The organism is Neisseria sp. (assembly GCF_030527965.1).
Lineage (GTDB): Bacteria > Pseudomonadota > Gammaproteobacteria > Burkholderiales > Neisseriaceae > Neisseria.
This window is the reverse complement of record NZ_JAUMZU010000003.1, coordinates 107464-129000: the sequence shown is the minus strand read 5'-3', so window position 1 is coordinate 129000 and position 21537 is coordinate 107464. Positions and strand designations below refer to the sequence as shown.

Annotated in this window: 21 protein-coding genes, 2 tRNA genes and 1 pseudogene; 8 read left to right on the top strand and 16 right to left on the bottom strand. The window is 47.5% G+C overall.

What is annotated here, in order from left to right; genetic code table 11:
- Positions 1–55 precede the first annotated feature (55 nt).
- The 11 genes and pseudogenes from Q4A84_RS02635 to Q4A84_RS02585 form a co-directional block, all read right to left on the bottom strand.
- Positions 56–160 (bottom strand): annotated as a pseudogene (locus tag Q4A84_RS02635) (IS1595 family transposase); the annotation flags it as partial.
- A gap of 199 nt (positions 161–359) precedes the next feature.
- On the bottom strand, positions 360–1592 hold the full coding sequence (locus Q4A84_RS02630) for an HlyD family type I secretion periplasmic adaptor subunit (RefSeq protein ID WP_303087365.1): 1233 nt from the start codon (positions 1590–1592) through the stop codon (positions 360–362).
- A gap of 69 nt (positions 1593–1661) precedes the next feature.
- A complete protein-coding gene (locus tag Q4A84_RS02625; protein WP_303087364.1) occupies positions 1662–3842 on the bottom strand; it encodes a type I secretion system permease/ATPase in 2181 nt (726 codons plus the stop codon).
- Between the two features lie 36 nt (positions 3843–3878).
- Positions 3879–5099 carry a TolC family protein gene (locus Q4A84_RS02620; protein WP_303087379.1) on the bottom strand — a complete coding sequence of 407 codons (1221 nt, stop codon included), beginning with the start codon at positions 5097–5099 and terminating at the stop codon, positions 3879–3881.
- A gap of 309 nt (positions 5100–5408) precedes the next feature.
- Positions 5409–5981, bottom strand: coding sequence for a 50S ribosomal protein L25/general stress protein Ctc (locus Q4A84_RS02615; RefSeq protein ID WP_303087363.1), 573 nt, complete (start codon positions 5979–5981; stop codon positions 5409–5411).
- A 63-nt stretch (positions 5982–6044) separates the two neighbouring features.
- Positions 6045–7031: a ribose-phosphate pyrophosphokinase gene (locus Q4A84_RS02610; RefSeq protein WP_303087378.1), complete on the bottom strand. Its 987-nt coding sequence runs from the start codon at positions 7029–7031 to the stop codon at positions 6045–6047.
- Between the two features lie 186 nt (positions 7032–7217).
- Positions 7218–7294, bottom strand: a tRNA-Gln gene (locus Q4A84_RS02605).
- An 8-nt stretch (positions 7295–7302) separates the two neighbouring features.
- Positions 7303–7379 (bottom strand) — tRNA-Gln (locus Q4A84_RS02600).
- Between the two features lie 14 nt (positions 7380–7393).
- Positions 7394–8239: a 4-(cytidine 5'-diphospho)-2-C-methyl-D-erythritol kinase gene (gene ispE, locus Q4A84_RS02595; protein WP_303087362.1), complete on the bottom strand. Its 846-nt coding sequence runs from the start codon at positions 8237–8239 to the stop codon at positions 7394–7396.
- Positions 8236–8832 carry an outer membrane lipoprotein LolB gene (locus Q4A84_RS02590; RefSeq protein ID WP_303087377.1) on the bottom strand — a complete coding sequence of 199 codons (597 nt, stop codon included), beginning with the start codon at positions 8830–8832 and terminating at the stop codon, positions 8236–8238. Before Q4A84_RS02590 ends, ispE begins: the two co-directional genes overlap by 4 nt.
- Positions 8833–8934: 102 nt before the next feature.
- A complete protein-coding gene (locus Q4A84_RS02585; RefSeq protein WP_303087361.1) occupies positions 8935–10773 on the bottom strand; it encodes a tetratricopeptide repeat protein in 1839 nt (612 codons plus the stop codon).
- Positions 10774–10838: 65 nt separating this feature from the next.
- Here Q4A84_RS02585 and Q4A84_RS02580 point away from each other — a divergent pair, with 65 nt between their 5' ends.
- From Q4A84_RS02580 to Q4A84_RS02550, 7 genes are all read left to right on the top strand, one after another.
- Complete coding sequence (locus tag Q4A84_RS02580; protein ID WP_303087360.1) at positions 10839–11090, top strand: hypothetical protein; 252 nt, start codon at positions 10839–10841, stop codon at positions 11088–11090.
- Positions 11091–11094: 4 nt separating this feature from the next.
- Positions 11095–11736 carry a CoA pyrophosphatase gene (locus Q4A84_RS02575; RefSeq protein WP_303087359.1) on the top strand — a complete coding sequence of 214 codons (642 nt, stop codon included), beginning with the start codon at positions 11095–11097 and terminating at the stop codon, positions 11734–11736.
- A 20-nt stretch (positions 11737–11756) separates the two neighbouring features.
- On the top strand, positions 11757–12578 hold the full coding sequence (gene mutM / locus Q4A84_RS02570) for a bifunctional DNA-formamidopyrimidine glycosylase/DNA-(apurinic or apyrimidinic site) lyase (protein WP_303087358.1): 822 nt from the start codon (positions 11757–11759) through the stop codon (positions 12576–12578).
- A gap of 150 nt (positions 12579–12728) precedes the next feature.
- Positions 12729–13502 carry a 1-acylglycerol-3-phosphate O-acyltransferase gene (locus tag Q4A84_RS02565; RefSeq protein WP_303087357.1) on the top strand — a complete coding sequence of 258 codons (774 nt, stop codon included), beginning with the start codon at positions 12729–12731 and terminating at the stop codon, positions 13500–13502.
- Between the two features lie 239 nt (positions 13503–13741).
- Positions 13742–14476 carry a glutathione peroxidase gene (locus Q4A84_RS02560; RefSeq protein WP_303087356.1) on the top strand — a complete coding sequence of 245 codons (735 nt, stop codon included), beginning with the start codon at positions 13742–13744 and terminating at the stop codon, positions 14474–14476.
- Between the two features lie 203 nt (positions 14477–14679).
- Positions 14680–16125 (top strand): dihydrolipoyl dehydrogenase, encoded by a 1446-nt coding sequence (locus Q4A84_RS02555; protein WP_303087355.1) that lies wholly within the window; start codon positions 14680–14682, stop codon positions 16123–16125.
- A gap of 176 nt (positions 16126–16301) precedes the next feature.
- The gene (locus Q4A84_RS02550; RefSeq protein WP_303087354.1) at positions 16302–16670 is read left to right on the top strand and encodes a YkvA family protein; all 369 of its coding nucleotides are present in this window, start codon (positions 16302–16304) and stop codon (positions 16668–16670) included.
- Positions 16671–16737: 67 nt separating this feature from the next.
- On the opposite strand, the gene argH is transcribed toward Q4A84_RS02550, so the two are convergent.
- The gene (gene argH, locus Q4A84_RS02545) at positions 16738–18123 is read right to left on the bottom strand and encodes an argininosuccinate lyase (RefSeq protein ID WP_303087353.1); all 1386 of its coding nucleotides are present in this window, start codon (positions 18121–18123) and stop codon (positions 16738–16740) included.
- Between the two features lie 60 nt (positions 18124–18183).
- On the opposite strand from argH, the gene Q4A84_RS02540 reads away from it, so the two are divergent.
- The gene (locus Q4A84_RS02540; protein ID WP_303087352.1) at positions 18184–19224 is read left to right on the top strand and encodes a sensor histidine kinase; all 1041 of its coding nucleotides are present in this window, start codon (positions 18184–18186) and stop codon (positions 19222–19224) included.
- 94 nt (positions 19225–19318) lie between these two features.
- On the opposite strand, the gene pth is transcribed toward Q4A84_RS02540, so the two are convergent.
- The 4 genes from pth to lolA all read right to left on the bottom strand — a co-directional run bounded on the left by pth (position 19319) and on the right by lolA (position 21369).
- Positions 19319–19897: an aminoacyl-tRNA hydrolase gene (pth, locus tag Q4A84_RS02535; RefSeq protein ID WP_303087351.1), complete on the bottom strand. Its 579-nt coding sequence runs from the start codon at positions 19895–19897 to the stop codon at positions 19319–19321.
- A gap of 24 nt (positions 19898–19921) precedes the next feature.
- Positions 19922–20218 carry an RnfH family protein gene (locus Q4A84_RS02530; RefSeq protein WP_303087350.1) on the bottom strand — a complete coding sequence of 99 codons (297 nt, stop codon included), beginning with the start codon at positions 20216–20218 and terminating at the stop codon, positions 19922–19924.
- Positions 20211–20642, bottom strand: a complete 432-nt coding sequence (locus Q4A84_RS02525) for a type II toxin-antitoxin system RatA family toxin (protein ID WP_303087349.1) — start codon at positions 20640–20642, stop codon at positions 20211–20213. Before Q4A84_RS02525 ends, Q4A84_RS02530 begins: the two co-directional genes overlap by 8 nt.
- A gap of 100 nt (positions 20643–20742) precedes the next feature.
- A complete protein-coding gene (lolA, locus tag Q4A84_RS02520; RefSeq protein ID WP_303087376.1) occupies positions 20743–21369 on the bottom strand; it encodes an outer membrane lipoprotein chaperone LolA in 627 nt (208 codons plus the stop codon).
- Positions 21370–21537: the final 168 nt, after the last annotated feature.

Sequence of the window (21537 nt, the reverse complement as noted above, 5' to 3'; positions counted from 1 at the left end):
ATTTTAAAACAATTAGTAAAGCATGATTTGTACTAGTTATCTAGGACAGCCCCTTTTTATTTATGCCAACTAATTGAGCAGCTACTCTTGCCGTTACACCTGCAACAAATAGTTCGATAAGCTTATTTTGTTTGTACCAACTTAGACGACTTTTTCGCATAGGGATAATTCTAACTTAAATTTGAATTTCCCTAGTTATCTAGGACAGCCCCAAAACAATAATGCCTTTTTAACTTTCTTATTCCCATCAAAAAAACAATACCCATGAAATTTTGAGTTTCATGGGTATTTTATGCCGATTTTTCAGCAGGCATAAAAGAAGCCTTGCTCATGCAAGGCTTCCTATCAACACATATCGATTAACGTTCGCTTAACGCATGCTTCATACGAGTAATCGGTTTGATGAGGTATTGGAATACGGTTTTCTCACCAGTTTTCACATCAACCGTCGCCACCATACCCGGGATAATCGGCAGGTTTTTACCCTTACGGTCTTTAAGATTATTCGAATCGGTCTGTACCAAAATACGGTAGTAAACTTGGTTCGGATCCAACTTCAATTCATCCGTACGTGCCTGATTACTAATGGTGTCCGGGCTGATTAAAGTTACCTTACCATTTAAACCACCATAGATTGCATAATCATATGCACTGATTTTGACTACGGCAGGCAAGCCCGGGCGCAGGAACGCAACGTCTTGCGGGCGAACATAGGCTTCCACCAGCAGCTTCTCGTCCAAAGGCACAATATTCATAATATCCTGCCCTGCATTGACCACACCGCCAACAGTATTGATCTTCACATCTTTAACAATACCGCGCAGAGGTGCACGAATGAGCGAGCGAGAAACCGGGTCGGCACGCATCGCCATGTTCTCTTTGGCCTGCGCCAATTCCGATTCGGTTTGTACCAATTCATTATTGGCATCCGCCATGTAACGGTTCTGACGTTCGGCAATCTGACCGCCCAAATCACTCGATTCACGTTGCATACGCAGCAGTTCCACCTCTGATACCACACCTTGTTTTACCATCGGCGCAGTAATCGAAATCTCCCGATCCAAAGCAGCTTTACTCATACGCAACCCTTGCACCGCGTCCACCACCGCACGGCGACGGGCAACATAGGCCGCTTGTTCACGTTGTTTCAGAGCCGGGCTGATATTACTCGGGAAATTTAATGGGCCGCCGTAAGCCTCCGCCTTCAAGCGAGCCACCATAGCTTCCAGGTTAGCCACCTTAGCTTCACTCTCACGCAACACAGCAGAGCTGCGCGTATCGTCCAAACGCAACAGAATCTGACCTTTTTCAACAATATCGCCTTCTTTGACTTTCATCTCGGAAATCGTACCCGGATCAAGGCTTTGGATAACCTGTTCGCGACTGCTCGGAATAACACTACCATTACCTCGCGTCACCTCTTCCAGCGGACTATTGTATGCCCAGATAACAAACACCACTAAAAATACAAAAAATAGAATGATTACCCAAAACTGACCGTGATGCTTCTCCTTCTGCAGAGCAGCATTCAGATCATTTACGAGGCTCAAATCACTGGATTTAACGCTTTCCTGATTATTTTGTTCACTCATAATGACAAAAAACCTTATCACTTATAGGTTATGAAAAACCGCCCGCAAGCAGCCTGTTTCGAAATACAATCAACCATTAGCCTGATTCGTACCTGCCGCTTGCGCCGGTACTGCCGCTTGTTGAGACGACTGCTGCTCGTTTTGCATCAGTTTTTGCAATACCAAGTCACGCGGGCCGTCCATCACTACTTTACCGTTATCCATCACGATAATGCGGTTCACAATCTGCAAAACCTGAGGACGGTGAGTAACCACGACCATGGTTTTGTCTTTACACCATTGACCCACCGCATTCAGCGCCATACGCTCGGTTGCCTGATCCAAACCGGTTGTCGGCTCGTCAAGTAATACGACTTTCGGATTGCGCAAGGTCATTCTAGCTAGCGAAATAATCTGTTTTTGCCCGCCGGACAAGCCTAAGCCGTCTTCTCCCAAAGGCATATCCAATCCGCGTGGATGGCTTCGAATAATTCGATCAAGACCAAACCGTTTCAAAGCAATCAATAATTCCTGGTCGGTAGAAAAACCGTCGGTACGCGCCAAGTCCATATTTTCGCGCAAGGTACCCAAAAACAGACGAGGCGCTTGACTCAACAGTAACACTTTATTTCTCAAGAAGTTGGGATCAATCTGGCGCATATCTACGCCGTCCAGCGTAACATTACCAGAAGCACCGTCGTAAAGCCCACTTGCCAATTTCAGCATCGTGCTCTTACCGCTACCGATACGACCCAAAACACCAACCTTTTCTCCCGGCCGGATATTGATGTTCAAACCAGAAACAGCTACGGCACCATCTTCGCCATATTTGAATGAAACATTCTCGAAACCGATACCGCCCTGTATATTATCCAACGTGATGTATTTCCGCTCAGGATTCCGTTCAATAGGCCTCTGAACAATATTATTAACCCCGCTCAGCGCCAATTTAGCTTGTTGGAAACGAGTTGCCAAACCGGCAATCTGCGCCAAAGGCGCAAGCGCCCGGCCGGATAAAATCACGGAAGCAATCAACGCACCCATAGTAATACGATCGGTCGGATTCTCCGCGTGAATAAGATAAGTTCCTACCAACACCAAAAACACAGTATTCAACTGCTGCATGGCAACAGCAAAGTTAATCATGAAATTGCTGGTATCTTTCACTTTAATCGAAGAAGCAGAAGTTTTAGCTGTATATTCATCCCAGCGTTGTTGAGCCCATGTTGTCGCATTATTGGTTTTTAAGGTTTCGATACCTTCCAAAGCCTCTACTGCCAATCCCTGACGTTGCGAAGATTCTTTCATAGACTCATTAATGTAACGGGATAGCGGGCGTTGCACCATGAAACCTACAAAAATAACAATAGGTATAATAACCAAAGGCACAAAAGCCAATTTACCGCCGACAATCGAAATCACCGTAATGAACAACAACAAAAACGGTAAGTCGACTAAAGTCAGCAGGCTGGCACTCGTCATAAACTCTCGAACTGATTCGAATTCACGCAAGTTATTGGCATACGAACCTGCAGAAGCCGGGCGGTCTGCCAAGCGCAATGCCATTACGCGGCGGAATAATGCTGAGCTGATAATCAAATCTGCCTTTTTACCGGCAATATCGGTCAAATGACCACGGATCAGCTTAGCCATGAATTCGAAAGAGATAGCCAGCACTACCCCTATACTCAACACCCACAAAGTCTCATAAGCTTGATTCGGAATAACGCGGTCATAGACATTCATTACATATAAGGAACTTACCAATGCTAAGAAATTGATAATGAACGTTGCTAAAATAACTTGATAATAATATCCTTTAAAACGCCATATTACCTTCCAAAACCATGATTTCGGCAGATCGTATTCTGGCAACTCAGAACGAGCATCCGACACCATTTTAGGTTTAATAAACCAACAATAACCTAAATAAAGATCGGATAATTGCTCGTAGCTGAGTTCTTGAGCCAAACCATCAGCCTGCCTAATGTGATAAGTACGATTCCGCCCCACACCATTAATTTTGGTGATGACCGCTGCTTCTTCATTATGAAGGATCGCCACAACCGGAACCGCCAAAGAAGGAATTTCATCCAAATTGCGTTTAGAAAGCGTATTTTCAAAACCGTGGCTTCTCAATACTTCTTTCAACGAGTGGAAATTGACATTTAGCTTTTTATCTCTCACTACCTCAGCGGATAAAACTGCTTCAGATACTGGAGAACCTAGTATCTGAGTGGCTAAAGCAATATGTTCGATAATAGATTTCATATTTTTATTCAATCGTTAAATTAAAATTAAATCCGTTTATTCTTCAGGAGATACACCTGCCCAATGCGCAACTTGAGCTTGTGCCGTCAGATATTCCAAAGCAGCGTCTCGAAAATCATTACGCGATGTGACATTTTCCTGTTCAATAGCAGCAAGCTCATTATACGCACCCAATACATCAGTCAACGTTCGACGAGCAACTTTAAACTGTAGTTCATAAGCTTTAACAACTTCTTTCTGAGAAACAATATGCTGAGCCGCAATATCAGAGCGCAATTCGCTTTGCGCCATATCTGTTTCCGCAGTTTTTGCCCGTTCCACCACTTCTCTCAAGATTTGATCCAATTTAGAATCGGCCGCCTCTACCGTATGAACGTTCTTATCTACTGTATGACGCGCCGCTTGGTCGAAAAGATTCCAAGATAAATTCAGGTAAAGCTGTTTAGTATTCTGAGTTGCAATACCTTCCAGATTAATTGCAGGTTTTCTGGCCGCTTTTGATGCCTTCAATTCATAAAAAGTACTTTCTCGCTCGGCCTTTTGCGCCAAGTAACTAGGATTGACGCCATTATCCATATCTTTATACCGGCCAACCAAAGTGCGCGTCGTTTCCATTCGGAAAGGGTCTTGCAAATCTTTAGGGCGAAGTGGCGTCACTGTATATTTAGAAAGTCGGCTTAATGCCAACTCCATTGTGCGTGTTAGCTGAGCAATCGTTGTCTGCACTTGTAGACGTCTGGCTTCTGCTTCAATCACTTCAGAACGTCGGCCGGTATCGTATTTAGCAACCACACTTAAATCGCGCAACAATTTATTATGACGGTTCAAACTCTGCTGGTTAACTTCAATCGACTCTTTTGCCCGTAAAGCCGTCAAATAAAGTTTACCAATCTCGCTGCCCAATTCTTCCTGAGTCTCATAATATTTATATTTATAGTAGATTTCTTTTTGTTTATCACGATTGACCGAGGCCTCAATACCACCCCAAGAATACAGATTCAAACTACCTTTCAAACCAATCGAGTCATCCAAATCATCTTTATTCTTTTTATTACGTTGGGCCAACACTTGCGTACCGGTCAAACCGATAACAGGATAATGTGCCGCTTTCGATACTTTGGTGGCACTCTCGGCCGCAGCCATATTGGCCTTAGCTTCTAACAAAGACGGATCCGCAACTAACGACTTCTGTAAGATTTCTCGTAATTCTTTCGCAGCAACCGGTTGGCTCGTCAGCACAGCCAAAATTGAAAGCATCGAACAGTGCTTTAACCAACCGATTTTTTTATAGAGGGGCTTTTGCATATTTATTAAACTTAAAATCGTATTTACATCGTATCAACAAAGAAAAGTAACCATTGCGACTTCCCCGTCAATAACATAGTTATTTCAAAACTTTTTCAGGATAACATCATATTGCGATTTATTCACGCGAAGAGAGATAAAAGGTCTGCTTAATTGTTTAAAAGCGCAAAAAACTTGTTATAACTTTACTTTTCTTGCCAAAAACAAACAAAGCCCTTGCTGTGCAAACAGCAGGGCTTACCTTTATTCAACAAATCAATATCAACGTTTTTTGCCGGTAACGGTTGCAACGGCCAGATTGGAATTGCGTTTTAACGCGATGCTGCTAACACCTTCCGGATATTTCACATCAGACAAATGCAGAATATCTCCCGCCAATACATTTTCACAATCCAGCTCCAAAGCAGCCGGAATATTTTTAGGGTTAACCATACAATCAATCGTGGTATTCAGCAAAGAAACTCGACCGCTTTGCAATTTTACCGCTTGTGATTTCTCGGCATTAACGACATGCAAAGGCAAACGGATACGCAAAGGTTTATTAAAGTCTACTACCTGAAAGTCAATATGTTGTACTTCTTGACGGAAAGGGTGAATTTGAAAATCACGCACAACAACATCGTACGTTTTACCATCCAAAGACAATTTAATTAAAGCGGTATGAAAGGATTCTTTTTCCAATGCGTAAAATACTGTTTTATGATCGACTTCAATGGCCGTAGCTTGTTGGTTTTCACCATATAAAACCGCCGGGGTTTTACCTTCGCGACGCAGGCGGCGGCTCGCACCAGTACCTTGGGCTTCGCGAACAGAAGCTTGAATTTCGTATGACATATTTAAATACTCCAAAAAATTAAAAGATACCGTCTTTACCGCGACCAGTTTCAGACGGCAAGTTTACGGAAGAAATATTGCTCCCGGTGCTACAATATCTTCGTTAAAAAGATATGAAACAGATTCTTCATTGCTGATACGCCGAACCGTTTCCGCCAATAATCCGGCAATAGTTACCTGGCGGATTTTCGAGCATTTTTTACCTTCTTCAGATAACGGAATGGTATCTGTTACCACAACTTGGTCAATATCGGAAGAACTAATACGGTTAACCGCTTCGCCTGAAAAGACAGGATGCGAGGCATAAGCCAATACACGCTCTGCACCTCGCTCTTTTAGCGCCGAAGCTGCTTTGCACAGTGTATTGGCCGTATCAATCATATCGTCAATAATCAAACAGGTACGCCCCTGTATATCACCGATAATATTCATCACTTCCGCCACATTCGCTTTCGGACGACGCTTATCGATGATAGCCAAATCAACGTTCAACATTTTGGCTACGGCACGGGCGCGAACCACCCCGCCGATATCCGGGCTGACCACCGTTAGATTCTCAATACGCTGCTGTTGAATATCATTAACCAAAATCGGCGTGGCATAAACGTTATCCACCGGGATATCGAAAAATCCCTGAATTTGGTCTGCATGCAAGTCAACGGTTAAAACGCGATCAATCCCTGCTGAGTAAAGCATGTTAGCAACCAACTTAGCCGAAATCGGCACACGTACCGAACGAGGGCGACGGTCTTGCCGCGCATAGCCGAAATAAGGAATGGCGGCGGTAATTCGCCCTGCGGACGCTCGTTTCAGAGCATCCGCCATGGTTAATATTTCCATCAGATTATCATTGGTGGGCGCGCAAGTTGATTGAACAATAAACACATCGCGACCGCGCACATTTTCCAATAGCTCAATAGCTACCTCACCATCTGAAAATCGACCTACCGAAGCATTGCCCAGAGAAATATCCAGATGTTTTACCACGTTCCTCGCTAATTCTGGATTAGCATTACCGGTAAACACCATCAAGCTGTCGTATGCTGCCATTTCGTCATCATCCAAGATTATTTTTTTGTACCCAGGAAACATTTTAAGCTTCCTTATATCGCGTTCTTAAAACTCAAATTGGAAGCGTATTATATACGCACCCTGCACGTTTCATCAAAGCTTAACGGCATTTTTTACGATTAAACGTGATAAAAGCGTGCAAGGTAACTTACACGCTTTTGAAACTGGCTGGGGATGTAGGATTCGAACCTACGCATGTCGGAATCAAAATCCGATGCCTTAACCAACTTGGCGAATCCCCAATTAAGGGTGGCTGGGGATGTAGGATTCGAACCTACGCATGTCGGAATCAAAATCCGATGCCTTAACCAACTTGGCGAATCCCCAACACTTTAAGACTATTATATATCAAACAAGGGATGTTTTTCTAAACCTTCCACGCAATATGCTTGATATTCTCTGGAAACTTGCTCGCAGATTTGCTCTGCCTTCTGCCGCTCGCTAGCTGTGATAAATACACAAGAACCAGAGCCTGTCATCAATGGATGACCATACTGCTGTAAAACTTGAAAGGCAGCAAAAACCTGAGGATACTCTTCAAACACCACTGCCTGCATATCATTTCTAAACGGCTGTAATGTTTGGAAGCTCGGCATTATGCTGGGTTTGGAATTTCGCGTCAAGTTTTTATGTGTAAAAATCGCTTGTGTGCTGACATGAACATCCGGCCTGACTACAACGTACCATTGCTTAGGTACTTCTATTTCGCTCAGCTGTTCGCCGATGCCTTTGGCAAAGGCGTTGCGCCCGAAAATAAAAAACGGTACGTCCGCTCCCAAGCCGGCACCCAAGTCAATCAACTGCTGCCGCTCAAGGCCACACTGCCATAATCGGTTCAATGCCATCAATACCATTGCGGCATCTGAGCTGCCACCGCCCAACCCGCCGCCTATCGGAATGTGTTTTTCAAGCCATATATCAACACCGTACAAAACTTGCGTATGCTCTTGCAAACATTTGGCCGCACGAACGGTTAAATCCTGCTCCGGCAACACGCCCTTCGTTGGGGTATGCAACACAATCTTGCCATCGTCCCTAACCGCCAAATGTAGCGTATCATACAAACCGATTAGGCAGAATATGCTTTCCAATTCATGATAACCGTCATCTCTGCGCCCGGTAATTCTTAAATCCAAATTCAGCTTGGCCGGTGCAAGAAAGGTTTGTGAGTGTGGAGGGCGCTTCACTGTTTACTCCGTGCTGCACATTGTGTAACAGACGGATTATTGCCGGATGCAACCTGCTGCATATGGTCGAATACCAAGCGCAAGGTCAATTTACTGCTTTCCAAAACCAATATGCGCGGAGTACCGTTTTCATTCAATTGACGGGTAATCGTCCAATTAAACTGTTGTAAGCGGCCGTCTTCTGTAATTTGATGAGGCTCGCCTTTTACCCATTGGCCGGCCGCCCAAACATTCAAATATTGAACAGGTAATTCGTAGCCTAGCAATTGTTCGCTTAATGCTTGCGGCGTTGCTGCGGTAAATACTTTGCCGTTGCCGTCTACCGCCAAAACACCTTCTTTATCCTGACAAAGCTGACCAACCGTGCTGCCTAACGGAGTATTCACATCAATGGTTTGCACGCCATTTTGATAAGTCCAATCGAAATTGGCATAAGAGCCTTTTCCGTTCACTTTCACAGCCAAGCGCCCGTCGGCATTAAAATCCTGCAACGCGCCTTGTTCTTGCCAGTCGCCGGGTTTTTGATAAATGGAAGTACATGCACCCACAACCAAGCTAAGCAAAACCATGCCGGCAACACGAGGTAAATTCATCATAAGCTCCTGTATAACACAATGCCTGTCTGAAAATAAGCGCCTTTTCAGACAGGCATTCAAACAATCAAAAAGGGAAATAATTTAAGGTATTTCGGCACACTAAGGCAGAGATACGCCCAAACGTTTTATGGTTTCCAACAATGCGCTTCGCTTGCCCTCTTTTATCGCCAACCCTTTTTTAAAGGTTTCCTTGGCTTTATCTCGCTGACCCAGCTTCCAATAAGCCTCACCCAAATGTGAAGCAACCTCTGGCTCAGGCTGTTTGCCGAATGCAAATTCCAGATACGGCAAAGCCGTAGCCGTATCGCCTTTCAGAAAATAAACCCAACCCAAGCTGTCGTTCACGGCGGCAGAATCCGGCACCTGCTGATAAGCCGCCTGAATCAAACGAAAAGCTTCGTCGACATTATGATCGGGCAGACTGAGCATGGTATAGCCCAAAGCATTCATTCCTTCGGCACTATCCGGTTTCAACTCCTGATAACGGCGCAAATCGGCAACCGCCTTCTGCGGCTCATTCAGACTGTCTGCGTAGAGAATCGCACGTTGATACAACACATCGGCCAATTTTTCCCGATTGTTTTTCCGGCTGCCCACCTTCTGATACAAGGCATTCAATTCCTGCAATGCTTGCCGCGGATTGGCATGTTTGGTCAGCGTAAATATCTGCACTCGAAATAAGTCGTCATCACTGAAAAACTGACCTTGCTGCTCCGGTAATCTTTGGGCGGCCTTCACATAGGCCAAAGCTTTTTGCCAATTCCCCGATTCCGCCTCAATCGATGCGCTCAATACTGATTTGTCAAACGCATAACTCGGAGCCTTGATTTTCTCTGCCCAGCTGCGCGCGGCCGTATAGTTATGCGCATCGCCGTTGCGCATGGCGGCCAACACGGCGGCTCGACTGCGCTGCTCCTGCGTACCGATTTTATAAGCCTGCTCCAGGTAAGAGAGGATAACCGGCAATTCCGCTTTTTGATTGATAGCCAGCAACGCGGCCTGTATGTAAAGATCGGCATCCGGGTTTTCTTTCAGCAAATCCTGCAAGAGGTCGTAAGCCTCGCTGTATTTGCCTGATTGAACCAAACCTTCCACCTGCAATTCACGCCACATCGGGGAAAGTTTGTTTGCATCCGTTTCGGCAAAGAATCGGTTTAAAATTTCAGGTTTCTGTTGACCGATTAAACGCAAGGTCAGCACAGTAGCCGGCACGATTTGAGTATCCAACTGGGTTAGCCGCTGCAAAGCCTGCACCGTGCCGCGCTCGTCGCCCGATAACGAGCTGAAAATCGCGTTGGTGATGACCGCCTCGGGCATATCCGGATAGCGTTTGGTTTCGCGTTTTACTTTGCGTTCGATGCGTTTGGCAAAATCCGGATTTTCCACCGCAGACTGCGCCAATTGCAAAAACAGCTTGCGCTTGCTCTCCTCGTCGGCATTGCTCATCACACTGTCAAAATCCCGATCGGCCGTGCCAAAATCCTTGGTCGCCAAACTGAGCGCCCAACCCATGCGTTGTTGCGCCACGCCGCCCTGCGGTTCGATTTTTTGCCATTGCTGAAAGATGTCCTCGGCCTCTCTGTAAGCATGCAAGCTCAGCGCCATCTCCACCGCACGCTCGGCCACCGCCGGATCTTGCGTGCGGACGAACGTCAGCATATAAGTAGCCAATGCTGTTGACACGTCGCCTTTTTGCAAGGCCATTTCGCCACCCAAGAGTGTAAACAGGCCGTTAGCGTGTTTGACGACTCGGGAACGGCGCTCATACTCGCTTTCATTGATTACTCTGCGTTCCGATTTTCCATTTTGCGCCGCAGCAGTGTCGACGGGGCGATAATCGGAGGCTTTCGGCGGTTTATCCGCTGCGAAAGCCGATGCCCCATACGCCAGCAACACAGACAATACCAATGGATGGAAACGTTTTTTCAAAGCAAACATAACACTCCCTAATTCAGGCATACCCGACAGCCGACAAGCGTTTGTGGCACTTACGAAGGCGGCCATTGCAATATTTGTTACCAGATAAAAACAAACCGCTACTTTATCACAAGGCTTTCGGCAGCGGCGATTTTTGCAACAATTTAACGAGCGGCACCAAACCTTTTCAGACAGGCATTAAGTCAGCAGGCAACCGCCAACAAACACAAACCAACCGCACTCGAAAACCATTCTTTACAGCGCAAAATCTACCGACGCAGCGTAGCCGTTTGGTTATCTGTTATCATACTTACTTCAATGCCTGTCTGAAACATTGAATTCATGAATACAGAAACCCTAAGCCATTTTCTGGCGCTGCTTTCCCAACGGCAACATACATCACTGGCGCGGCGCAATGCCTTGTTCGACCCTAATTCCGAATCGTTTACCCCTGCCGCCGTATTGCTGCCGGTGGTAAAGCATCAAGAAGAATGGCAGATATTGATGACCAAACGAGCCGACACCTTACGCCACCATACCGGGCAGATCGCCTTTCCCGGCGGCCGAAAAGATGCCGAAGACGCCTCGCTTACCGACACCGCCCTACGCGAAGCATACGAAGAAATCGGCACGCCGCCGCATATCTGGCAAACCTTCGAAACCATGCCGCCCTGTTATACGCCCAGCGGATACGCCGTCTATACCGTGCCCGCATTATGCCCGCAAACGCCCGTTTTAACGCTGAACGAAAGCGAAGTCGCCGAAGCGTTTTATATTCCGCTCGCCATCGTATTAAACACCTCGTCCTATACGCAACGCACTTTCCGCCATCGCAACCATACCGCCCAATCGCCCGCGCTCCCTTATCTTCATTACGACATCTGGGGGTTGACGGCCAGCATTCTTTATTCTCTGGCTCAAATTTTCGCACAACACCAGCTTGAATTATCCGACCAAGATACCCATCCTCAATCCCACTCTTAAACCAAACATCCCAACCCGCCATGCCCGAATTACCCGAAGTAGAAACCACCCTGCGCGGCATATCGCCGCACATCAGCGGTAAAACCGTTGTCCAAACCTCCGTCCACCAACCCAAGCTGCGCTGGCCGATACCCGAACATCTGGCCGACACCCTAAACGGCCAAACCGTTATCCGCTGCGAACGCCGCGCCAAATACCTGCTGGTTTATTTTCAGACAGGCATTTTACTGATTCATCTGGGCATGTCGGGCAGCCTGCGCATCTTTACCCGCGATGCCGCGCCGGATGCCGGCAAACACGACCATGTCGACATTCTTTTTCACGACGGCACCCTCCTCCGTTATCATGACCCGCGACGCTTCGGCACGCTGCTCTGGTTTGCCGGCGCCGCCGAACACCATCCCCTGCTGGCAAAACTCGGGCCCGAACCACTCACTGAAAACTTCAACGCCGATTATCTCCACCATGCCCTGCAAAAACGCAAATGCGCCGTCAAACTGGCCATTATGGATAACGCGCTGGTGGTCGGCGTTGGCAACATTTACGCCAACGAAAGCCTGTTTCGCGCCGCCATATCGCCCGAGCGCACCGCCAATAAGGTAAACCGAAAAGAAGCCGAGAAGCTCTGCCGCCACATCAAAGCGGTTTTGCAGCGCGCCATCGACACCGGCGGCAGCACCTTGCGCGATTTCGTCGACAGCGAAGGCAACAGCGGCTATTTCCAACAAGAATACGCCGTTTACGGTCGCCACAACCAACCCTGCCGCCAATGCGGCACCCCCATTGTCAAAACCGTTATCGGTCAACGCGGCACCTTCTATTGCCCGAATTGCCAAAAATGATTTCAGACAAGCATAATGCCTGTCTGAAAACATCAGCAGCATCAATACGATTCCCGCCGATTAGGATAAATGGTTAAAATTAGGAAACCCTCTCTACAAAGCCCGCTTGCCTCCTTATAATCGCACCTTTTACCAAACACATCCAAGCAAATGCCTTATAAAAAAACACCGTTCTTACAAAGAATTAAACGCCTATGGCGCATCTGCGTACTGATTGTCGGCCAAGGCCGGCTGCTGACCCGGCCGGAATCCGCCAATCAGGAAACACGCAACCGCATTATCCACGACATTAGCAGCCAAGCGCTCGCCATCCTAAACGCCAAACTATACGTCCGCACCCCGCCCCAAACCTGCGAACACAACATGCTGGTGGTATCCAACCATGTTTCATGGCTGGATATTTTTGCCATCGGCTCACTCTGCCCGAGCAGTTTCATCGCCAAAAAAGAAATGCAATCGTGGCCGCTGCTCGGCAAAATCGCTACCAATGCCGGCACCGTGTTCATCGACCGCAAAAACCGCAAAAACATCGACCCCATCAACACCGCAATTGCAACCTCGCTGAACGCAGGGCAAAACGTCTGCTTCTTCCCCGAAGCCGGCACTTCGCTCGGCACCGGCATCCTGCCGTTCAAAGCCGCGCTATTCGAATCCGCCATTCAGGCCAACGCTCCGATACAAGCCATCGCACTGCGCTATTACGACCCTTCCGGCCAGCGCACCACCGTCCCATCCTATGCAAATGTCAATCTGGTTAAATCGATATGGCAGATACTTGCCATGCCCGAAATTCTGATTACAGCAGACTTCGCCCCCCCTATCCTGCCCGATAGCCAACCGGATCAAGACCGCTTCGCCTTAAAAGACCAAGCCGAATGTTATATCGGCGAAAAAGTAAACGAAGACGCACCGATGCCTGTCTGAAACGCTCCGTTTCAGACTACTCTGTAAATCATTGTAAACCGGCTTGAAGCGTATCTGCGCAGCCTAATATATCTCAACACCTCAACCGGTTTGCAACTTTATAACAACCGGCTGGCGAGGAATAGTTTTTTATAATAAAGACTATTTGAACTATAAATTACCCGATGCCGGCCAGCCTCTTATAATGGCGCATCAATTTTTTCCAATCCCTTAAACCCGATATATCAAAGGAGTATCAAATGGCATTTCAAGATCGCAGCGGCCAACAAGTACCAAGCGTTGTATTCCACACTCGCAAAGGTGATGCTTGGGTCGACGTTTCTACCGACGACTTGTTCAAAGGCAAAACTGTAGCCGTATTCTCACTGCCCGGCGCCTTCACCCCGACTTGCTCTTCCACCCACCTGCCGCGTTACAACGAATTGGCTAAAGAATTTTACGCTCGCGGCGTAGACAGCATTTTGTGCGTATCCGTAAACGATACTTTCGTTATGAACGCATGGTTGGCCGACCAAGAAGCGGAAAACATCATTGTCGTACCCGACGGCAACGGTGATTTCACCAAAGGCATGGGCATGCTGGTATCCAAAGACCAACTGGGCTTCGGCGACCGTTCATGGCGCTATTCCATGCTGGTTAAAGACGGCAAAATCGAAAAAATGTTTATCGAGCCGGAAAAAGAAGGCGACCCCTTCGAAGTATCCGATGCCGATACCATGCTGAAATACATCGATCCGAACTGGAAAAGCCAAGAATCCATTTCCATCTTCACCAAACCCGGCTGCTCTTTCTGCGCCAAAGCAAAACAATTGCTGCAAGAAAAAGGCTTGGATTACGAAGAAATCGTTTTGGGCAAAGACGCTACTACCACTTCAGTACGCGCCATTACCGGTAAAACTTCCGCTCCTCAAGTATTCATCGGCGGCAAATACATCGGCGGCAGCGAAGAGTTGGAAGCTTATCTGGCTAAATAATCCGGTCTGAAAACCGCATTAATCCAATGAAGGGCTGCTCAATTGCAGCCCTTATTCAAATAAAAAACAATCCCGAAGCTTGCCCGCCTATGGCAAGCAAGCCCAAACACACACACTTTTTTTATTTTAACGAAACCGCCTTTCAGACAGGCATTCACGTTTCAAGCTCCCTGTTGAAAGCACGCGTTCCCGAAAGGAAATTTATGAAACAGATTCAAGCCGATGTTGTCGTTATCGGCGGCGGAACCGCCGGCATGGGCGCATTCCGCAATGCCCGTCTGCATACCGACAACGTTTACCTAATTGAAAGCAACGTCTACGGCACCACTTGTGCGCGTGTCGGTTGCATGCCTTCCAAATTACTGATTGCCGCTGCCGAAACCCGTTACCACGCCTTGCACACCGATCCTTTCGGCATTTCACTGGACAAAAAAAGCGTTAAAGTAGACGGCAAAGCGGTTATGAACCGGGTCAAATCAGAACGCGACCGTTTTGTCGGCTTCGTTGTTGAAGATGTCGAAGCGTGGCCTGCCGACAAACGACTCATGGGTTCCGCCAAATTTATCGACGAGCACACCGTTCAAATCGACGACCATACCCAAATCAAAGCCGACCGTGTCGTTATCGCCACCGGCTCACGCCCCATCGTATTCCCCCAATGGCAAGCCCTGGGCGACCGGCTGATCATTAACGACGATGTATTCTCATGGGATACACTGCCCGAAAGCGTTGCCGTATTCGGCCCCGGCGTGATTGGTCTGGAACTGGGCCAAGCGCTGCACCGTTTAGGCGTGAAAGTACACATTTTCGGTATCGGCGGTCTGCTGGGCGGTATTTCCGACCCTGTCGTATTGGAAGAAGCGAAAAAGGTTTTCAGCGAAGAGCTGACCATGAATCTGGATGCCAAAACCGAAGTCGCGCTTAATCCCGAAGGCAATGTAGAAGTAAAATGGAGCGAAGGCAACGAGAGCGGCACTTTTACCGCTCAATATCTGCTCAGCGCCGTAGGCCGTCGCCCGAACGTTGACAATATCGGCTTGGAAAACCTGAATATCGAGTTGGACAACCGCGGCGTGCCCAAAGCCCACCCGCTGACCATGCAAACCAGCATCCCCCATATCTTCATCGCGGGTGACGCTTCCAATCAGCTGCCTCTGTTGCACGAAGCCAGCGACCAAGGCAAAATCGCCGGTGACAATGCCGGACGTTATCCCAATCTGGAAAACGGCCTGCGCCGCAGCGCAATCGGCGTTGTTTTCACCAGCCCGCAGATTGCCAGCATCGGATTAAAGTTCGCTCAATTGGCCGACCGCTATAAAAATCCGGAATGCGTTGCCATCGGCGAAGTATCCTTCCGCAACCAAGGCCGCAGCCGCGTTATGCTGGTTAACAAAGGCCATATGCGCGTCTATGCCGAGCAAGGAACCGGTCGCTTCATCGGCGCAGAAATGGTCGGCCCCGCAGCAGAACATATTGCCCACCTCTTGGCATGGGCGCATCAGGCTAAAATGACCATTCCGCAAATGCTGGACATGCCGTTTTACCATCCCGTTATCGAAGAAGGCCTGCGCACCGCATTACGCGATGTGATGAGCAAGCTGAAAATCGGTGAGCAGCATAGCGAATGCAAAGAATGCGTAGGTGAATAAAGCGCTTTAGCTTACCACATCAAATCAAACAATGCCTGTCTGAACATTTTTTCAGACAGGCATTATTGTTACCGCATGTGAAGTTTTTATAAATCTGGCATAGCCGCTTGAAATTTGAAATAGATAATGCCATTTTAAGAAAACAATACTACCAACCACACGTTAAAGGACTGCACATGGATCATAATAAAAAACCGGAAGATTATATTCCCTCGTTCCGCCGCCGCAAACTTGACGAACCCGGATTTCTAAAGAAAATCGCACGTGTGGCCGTTCGGCTGGGTGCACCTGCCGTCAGGCAGCTTTATGCTTTGTATTTTCTCTACAAATCGCCGAATGTACCCAAACGGGCCAAGCTGATTATTGTCGGCGCACTGATTTATTTTTTCAGCCCGATCGACAGTATCCCCGACTTGCTCGGCCCATTAGGGTTTACCGACGACATCGCCGTTATCGCATTGGTTTACTCGCAAATGAAATCTTACTTGACCGAAGACATTAAAATCATGGCACAGCAAGCAACAGATAAGTTATTGCGTCGCTAATGCCTATCTGAAAAAAAACACCGCTGGTTACAAAATAACCGGCGGTGTTTTTTTTCAGACAGGCATATCAACCCTCTGCCAACCGCTGCTTCCAACGCTCAACCTGCAAGCGAACTTGCTCAGGCGCGGTGCCGCCTAAATGATTGCGCGCATTCATACTTCCCTCCGGTGTGAGCACCTCGTAAACATCTTGTTCAATCAAATCGGAAAAACGTTGCAGCACATCCAGCGGCAACCCGCTCAAATCAACTTTTTCCTCATCGGCATAACGCACCGCCTGCGCAACCACTTCATGACTGTCGCGGAACGGCATGCCTTTTTTCACCAGATAATCCGCCAAGTCGGTTGCTGTTGCAAAACCCTGCATCACTGCAGCCCGCATATTTTCCGGCTTAACAATAATACCGCGAACCATGTCCGCATAAATCCGCAACGTATCAACCAAGGTATCAACGGTATCAAACAAAGGCTCTTTATCTTCCTGATTATCCTTGTTATAAGCCAACGGTTGTGACTTCATAAGCATAATCAAACCAGTAAGATGGCCGACAACCCGGCCTGCTTTACCACGCACCAACTCCGGCACGTCCGGATTTTTCTTTTGCGGCATAATAGAAGAACCCGTGCAGAAACGGTCTGCAATATCGATAAAACCGAAACGCGGGCTGATCCACAAAATCAATTCTTCGCTCAAACGGCTCAGATGCACCATAACCAAAGATGCAGCGGCAGTGAATTCAATCGCAAAATCACGGTCCGACACCGCATCCAGCGAATTTTGGCAAATTTGCTCAAAACCCAGCAATTCGGCCGTTGTCTCGCGCCGAACAGGATAGGTTGTACCGGCCAGTGCCGCAGCACCCAACGGCATCCGATTAACCCGTTTACAGCAATCCGCCATACGTTCGTCATCCCGCCCCAGCATTTCCACATAAGCCAGCATATGATGACCGAAACTAACCGGCTGGGCGACCTGCAGATGAGTGAAACCCGGCATGACTGTCTCGGCATGTTTTTCGGCCAAATCCACCAGAGCCGATTGCAACGCCTGAATCAGCAAGCGGATTGCGCCGATTTCATCGCGCAACCATAAACGGATGTCGGTTGCCACTTGGTCATTGCGGCTGCGCCCCGTATGCAGGCGTTTGCCCGCATCACCGATTTTATCGGTAAGACGGCGTTCTATATTCATATGAACGTCTTCGAGATCAAGCGACCAAGGCATTGTGCCGGATTCGATTTCCCGCCCTATTTCCGCCATGCCTTGTTGTATGTTGGATACATCATCGTCGCTGAGCATACCGGCCTGACGAAGCATCTCGGCATGAGCCAAAGAGCCTTGGATATCCCATTTGGCGAGCCTTTTGTCAAAATCAATCGAGCCGGTATATTTTTTTACTAATTCTGACACAGGTTCATTAAAACGACCCGACCAAGTTTTGTTATCATTCATTTTTACTTCCATAATTATTCATTATTTAAAGAAACGTTACAAAGCAAGACTGCCAAACTCATGCCCAACATTATACGTCACTTTCTTTCTAAATTCGCAGTACCCAACATGAGGAACCTGGGCTCGCAAGCCCGCATCATTCTAATTATCGGCGCCATTGTTTTATTTTTACCTTTAGTTACGGTTTCATACCAGCCTTATTTAGAACAGGTTTTAATTTCGGTACACTGGGTTGCCCCGACATTACTGGCGATTTTGGTCAAGGGCTACCTGATGCACTCATACAGCAGCAAATTGCAGCGTGAAAAGGAAGTGGCCATATCCTATCTGAGTAATGTCGCGATTTTTGTGGTCATCAATTATTTGCTACTGGAAGAGCGTGCCTATTTCTGGATTCACTTCTGTCAATTCAATATAGTCGTGTTCGGCCTGATGTTTTATGAAGCCAATCGCCGCCAGTCCTTGCAGCCCGCATTGGCAGAAGCCCGTTTAACCGCACTAACGGCTCGCATCCGCCCGCATTTTTTATTCAACAGCTTGAATGCGGCAATCAGCCTGATTCGGTTGCGGCCTTATGATGCAGAAACCTTACTCGAAAATCTGGCCAATCTGTTCCGCGCTCAGCTGCGCGATGGCAGCCAGAGCAGCACACTAGGCCAAGAAATCGAATGGGCACAGGAATATATGGCGATTGAACAAATCCGCATGGGCCCGACCCGCGTGCAGGTTATGTGGCACCACAACGCGCCCGACGACGCAGAAACACCCCACTTATTGCTGCAACCGCTGCTGGAAAATGCCGTATTTCACGGCATCGAATCCACTCACCGCCCCGGCTGCATCAATGTCATTACCGAATTGAAAAACCGCTGGATTTACATCACTATCGAAAACCCTTATATCCCGCAAGACAGCGAGTTGAATGTCAAACCGCACAAAGGCAATTCGATGGCATTGAGAAACTTAAGGGAACGTTTGGCGCTGATGTACGATAACGAAGCAGCAGCCAAAACCGAACAAACGGCAACGATTTTCCGTGTTCATATCCGATTACCCTATTATAAAAAATCATCTTCGCTAAACGGCTTATTTGACGATTAAATAGATAAAGCAGATTAATAGAATGCCTGTCTGAACCATTTCAGACAGGCATTCAGTATTTTTAAATAAACGCCGAATTTTGTGACACCGGCTGTTATGCTCCGCTATGCAAAAAGCGTACGGCCTCTTCCATATTCCCCGACATAATCAGCGGCAATCCTTGAATGGATTTTCGGATGGCCTCATCAATCAGCTGCCGCTCTTGGCTGGCAGGTTTGTTCAACACATAACCGATGACCAAATTACGATCTCCGGGATGGTCGATACCCAAGCGCAAACGGTAAAAATTCGGCGTTCCCAGCTTAGCTTGAATATCTTTCAAACCATTATGCCCGCCGTTGCCACCGCCAAGTTTAAAACGGATGCGGCCGCAAGGGATATCCAATTCATCATGCACCACCAAAATCTCTTCCGGCTTGATTTTGAAAAATTGCGCCAATGCACCGACGGCTTTGCCGGACAAATTCATAAATGTATTCGGTTTAATCAGCCATACCTCGCCGATTTCAGGCAAATTGACGCGGGCTATTTCGCCGAAATATTTCTTTTCTTCTTTAAATTGAACCTTCCAATGCCAAGCCAGCTCGTCAAGCAGCCAGAAACCTGCATTATGGCGGGTTTGTTCGTATTCTTTACCGGGGTTACCCAAACCGGCAATCATCTTGATGGTCATCGTTTTTTTTCCTGTCAGGGCGGTTTAATTTTCGGTTTCCGATGCTTTTTGTGCTGCTCTCAAACGCCGCGCTTCTTTAGGGTCGAGCAGCAGAGGCCGGTAAATTTCCACCCGATCTTTGTCACGCAAAACCGTATCGTCTTTCACGGCCTTGCCGAAAATACCCAGCGGCGCATTGAGCAAATCCGCCTGTGGAAACAGTTCAGTCATGCCACTTTGTAAAACCGCCTGCCGCGCAGTGGTTCCCGATGGCACACGCAAACATTGCAAATGCTGCTTGTTGGCCGTTCCGTAAACAACCTCGACATTAATTTCATCCATAACGGCGGTTGGCTTCCTGAACAAAGGCATCGACGAGCTTGCCGCTCAAATGATGGAACACCGGGCTTATCAGCGCGGATAATACGGGGTTGGAAAAGTCATATTGCAGTTTGAATTCGATTTTACAGGCGTCGTCGCCCAAAGGAATGAATTTCCATGTGCCGTGAAGGGTTTTAAACGGCCCTTCCAGTAAATCCATTTGGATTTCACGGCCGGGGGTATTGCGGTTATGCGTAGCAAAAGATTGCTTGACGCCTTTGTAATCCATAAACAGGCGGGCTTTCAATTCGTTGCCTTCACGCGAAATAATTTCGGTTTTGCCATACCAAGGCAGAAATTCGGGGTAATCTTCGGCACGGTCGACCAAGTCGAACATTTGCTCGGCCGAATGCAGAACCAATACGTTTTTTTCTACGGTTTTCATGAAAAGGGGCGTATTTTCAGAGCGAAATAAGAAGCCACGATTATAAACCAAAATGCCTGTCTGAATCGTTTTCAGACAGGCATTTGTTGGGCAAACCCGCTTAGTTGCTCAATACATCTACACCCTTAGGCGGCGTAAAACGGAATGTGTTGCCGGAAAATACGGGCTTATTATTCAAATTGCTAAACTGAATATCCGTTTGGTTGCCGAAGCTGTCTTTGAGCTGCATGGTGCTCAGCGCACTGCCTTTGAAACCAATGCGGATATATTGATAGCCCGCATTGTTTTTCTTGGGCGTTGCCAACACATAATCAATACCGCCCGTGCTACCGTCTTCTTTTAACGTATAGCTGCTTTCCAGCGCGGTTTTATTAGCCAAAATGGCGGCGGGGCTGTCGCCAATGGTTTGGCTTTGGTCTGATTTGGTCACCTGTTTCAGGTCAACATCATACAGCCAGATGGTTTTGCCGTCGCCTACAATGGTTTGCTTGTATGGCTTGGTGTATTCCCAGCGAAACAAACCGGGGCGGCGGATTTGAAAAACCCCGCTGGCAGTTTGGTTTTTCTTTTTACTTTTTACGGTTTGGCTGAAGCTGCCGCTGATGCCGTCGGCATCGTTATTAAATTGCTTCAAGGCATCTATTCCACCGGCGTGAGCAGTGCCCATGCCCAGTGTAATCATGACCGCAACAGCATAAAGTTTTTTCATGTGTGATCCTTTCATCATTAGCATGATTTGTTATCTTTCCGGCCTAATCTTAAGGGATTGCACGGAATTTACAAGCATTTGGAGGCTTTCAGACAGGCATAGTTTAATTGTAAAGACAGGGGTCAAAATAAAATCCCTGCAAATTCAAGCGGCAATAAAAGCAGGTTTAACTTGAATTTAATGCCT

Coding starts and splice junctions, on each gene's coding strand:
- Q4A84_RS02630 (WP_303087365.1), bottom strand. CDS start 1,592: ATGAGTGAACAAAATAATCAGGAAAGCGTTAAATCCAGTGATTTGAGC.
- Q4A84_RS02625 (WP_303087364.1), bottom strand. CDS start 3,842: ATGAAATCTATTATCGAACATATTGCTTTAGCCACTCAGATACTAGGT.
- Q4A84_RS02620 (WP_303087379.1), bottom strand. CDS start 5,099: ATGCTTTCAATTTTGGCTGTGCTGACGAGCCAACCGGTTGCTGCGAAA.
- Q4A84_RS02615 (WP_303087363.1), bottom strand. CDS start 5,981: ATGTCATACGAAATTCAAGCTTCTGTTCGCGAAGCCCAAGGTACTGGT.
- Q4A84_RS02610 (WP_303087378.1), bottom strand. CDS start 7,031: ATGGCAGCATACGACAGCTTGATGGTGTTTACCGGTAATGCTAATCCA.
- Q4A84_RS02590 (WP_303087377.1), bottom strand. CDS start 8,832: ATGAATTTACCTCGTGTTGCCGGCATGGTTTTGCTTAGCTTGGTTGTG.
- Q4A84_RS02585 (WP_303087361.1), bottom strand. CDS start 10,773: ATGTTTGCTTTGAAAAAACGTTTCCATCCATTGGTATTGTCTGTGTTG.
- Q4A84_RS02575 (WP_303087359.1), top strand. CDS start 11,095: ATGAATACAGAAACCCTAAGCCATTTTCTGGCGCTGCTTTCCCAACGG.
- mutM (WP_303087358.1), top strand. CDS start 11,757: ATGCCCGAATTACCCGAAGTAGAAACCACCCTGCGCGGCATATCGCCG.
- Q4A84_RS02565 (WP_303087357.1), top strand. CDS start 12,729: ATGCCTTATAAAAAAACACCGTTCTTACAAAGAATTAAACGCCTATGG.
- Q4A84_RS02560 (WP_303087356.1), top strand. CDS start 13,742: ATGGCATTTCAAGATCGCAGCGGCCAACAAGTACCAAGCGTTGTATTC.
- Q4A84_RS02555 (WP_303087355.1), top strand. CDS start 14,680: ATGAAACAGATTCAAGCCGATGTTGTCGTTATCGGCGGCGGAACCGCC.
- Q4A84_RS02550 (WP_303087354.1), top strand. CDS start 16,302: ATGGATCATAATAAAAAACCGGAAGATTATATTCCCTCGTTCCGCCGC.
- argH (WP_303087353.1), bottom strand. CDS start 18,123: ATGAATGATAACAAAACTTGGTCGGGTCGTTTTAATGAACCTGTGTCA.
- Q4A84_RS02540 (WP_303087352.1), top strand. CDS start 18,184: ATGCCCAACATTATACGTCACTTTCTTTCTAAATTCGCAGTACCCAAC.
- pth (WP_303087351.1), bottom strand. CDS start 19,897: ATGACCATCAAGATGATTGCCGGTTTGGGTAACCCCGGTAAAGAATAC.
- Q4A84_RS02530 (WP_303087350.1), bottom strand. CDS start 20,218: ATGGATGAAATTAATGTCGAGGTTGTTTACGGAACGGCCAACAAGCAG.
- Q4A84_RS02525 (WP_303087349.1), bottom strand. CDS start 20,642: ATGAAAACCGTAGAAAAAAACGTATTGGTTCTGCATTCGGCCGAGCAA.
- lolA (WP_303087376.1), bottom strand. CDS start 21,369: ATGATGAAAGGATCACACATGAAAAAACTTTATGCTGTTGCGGTCATG.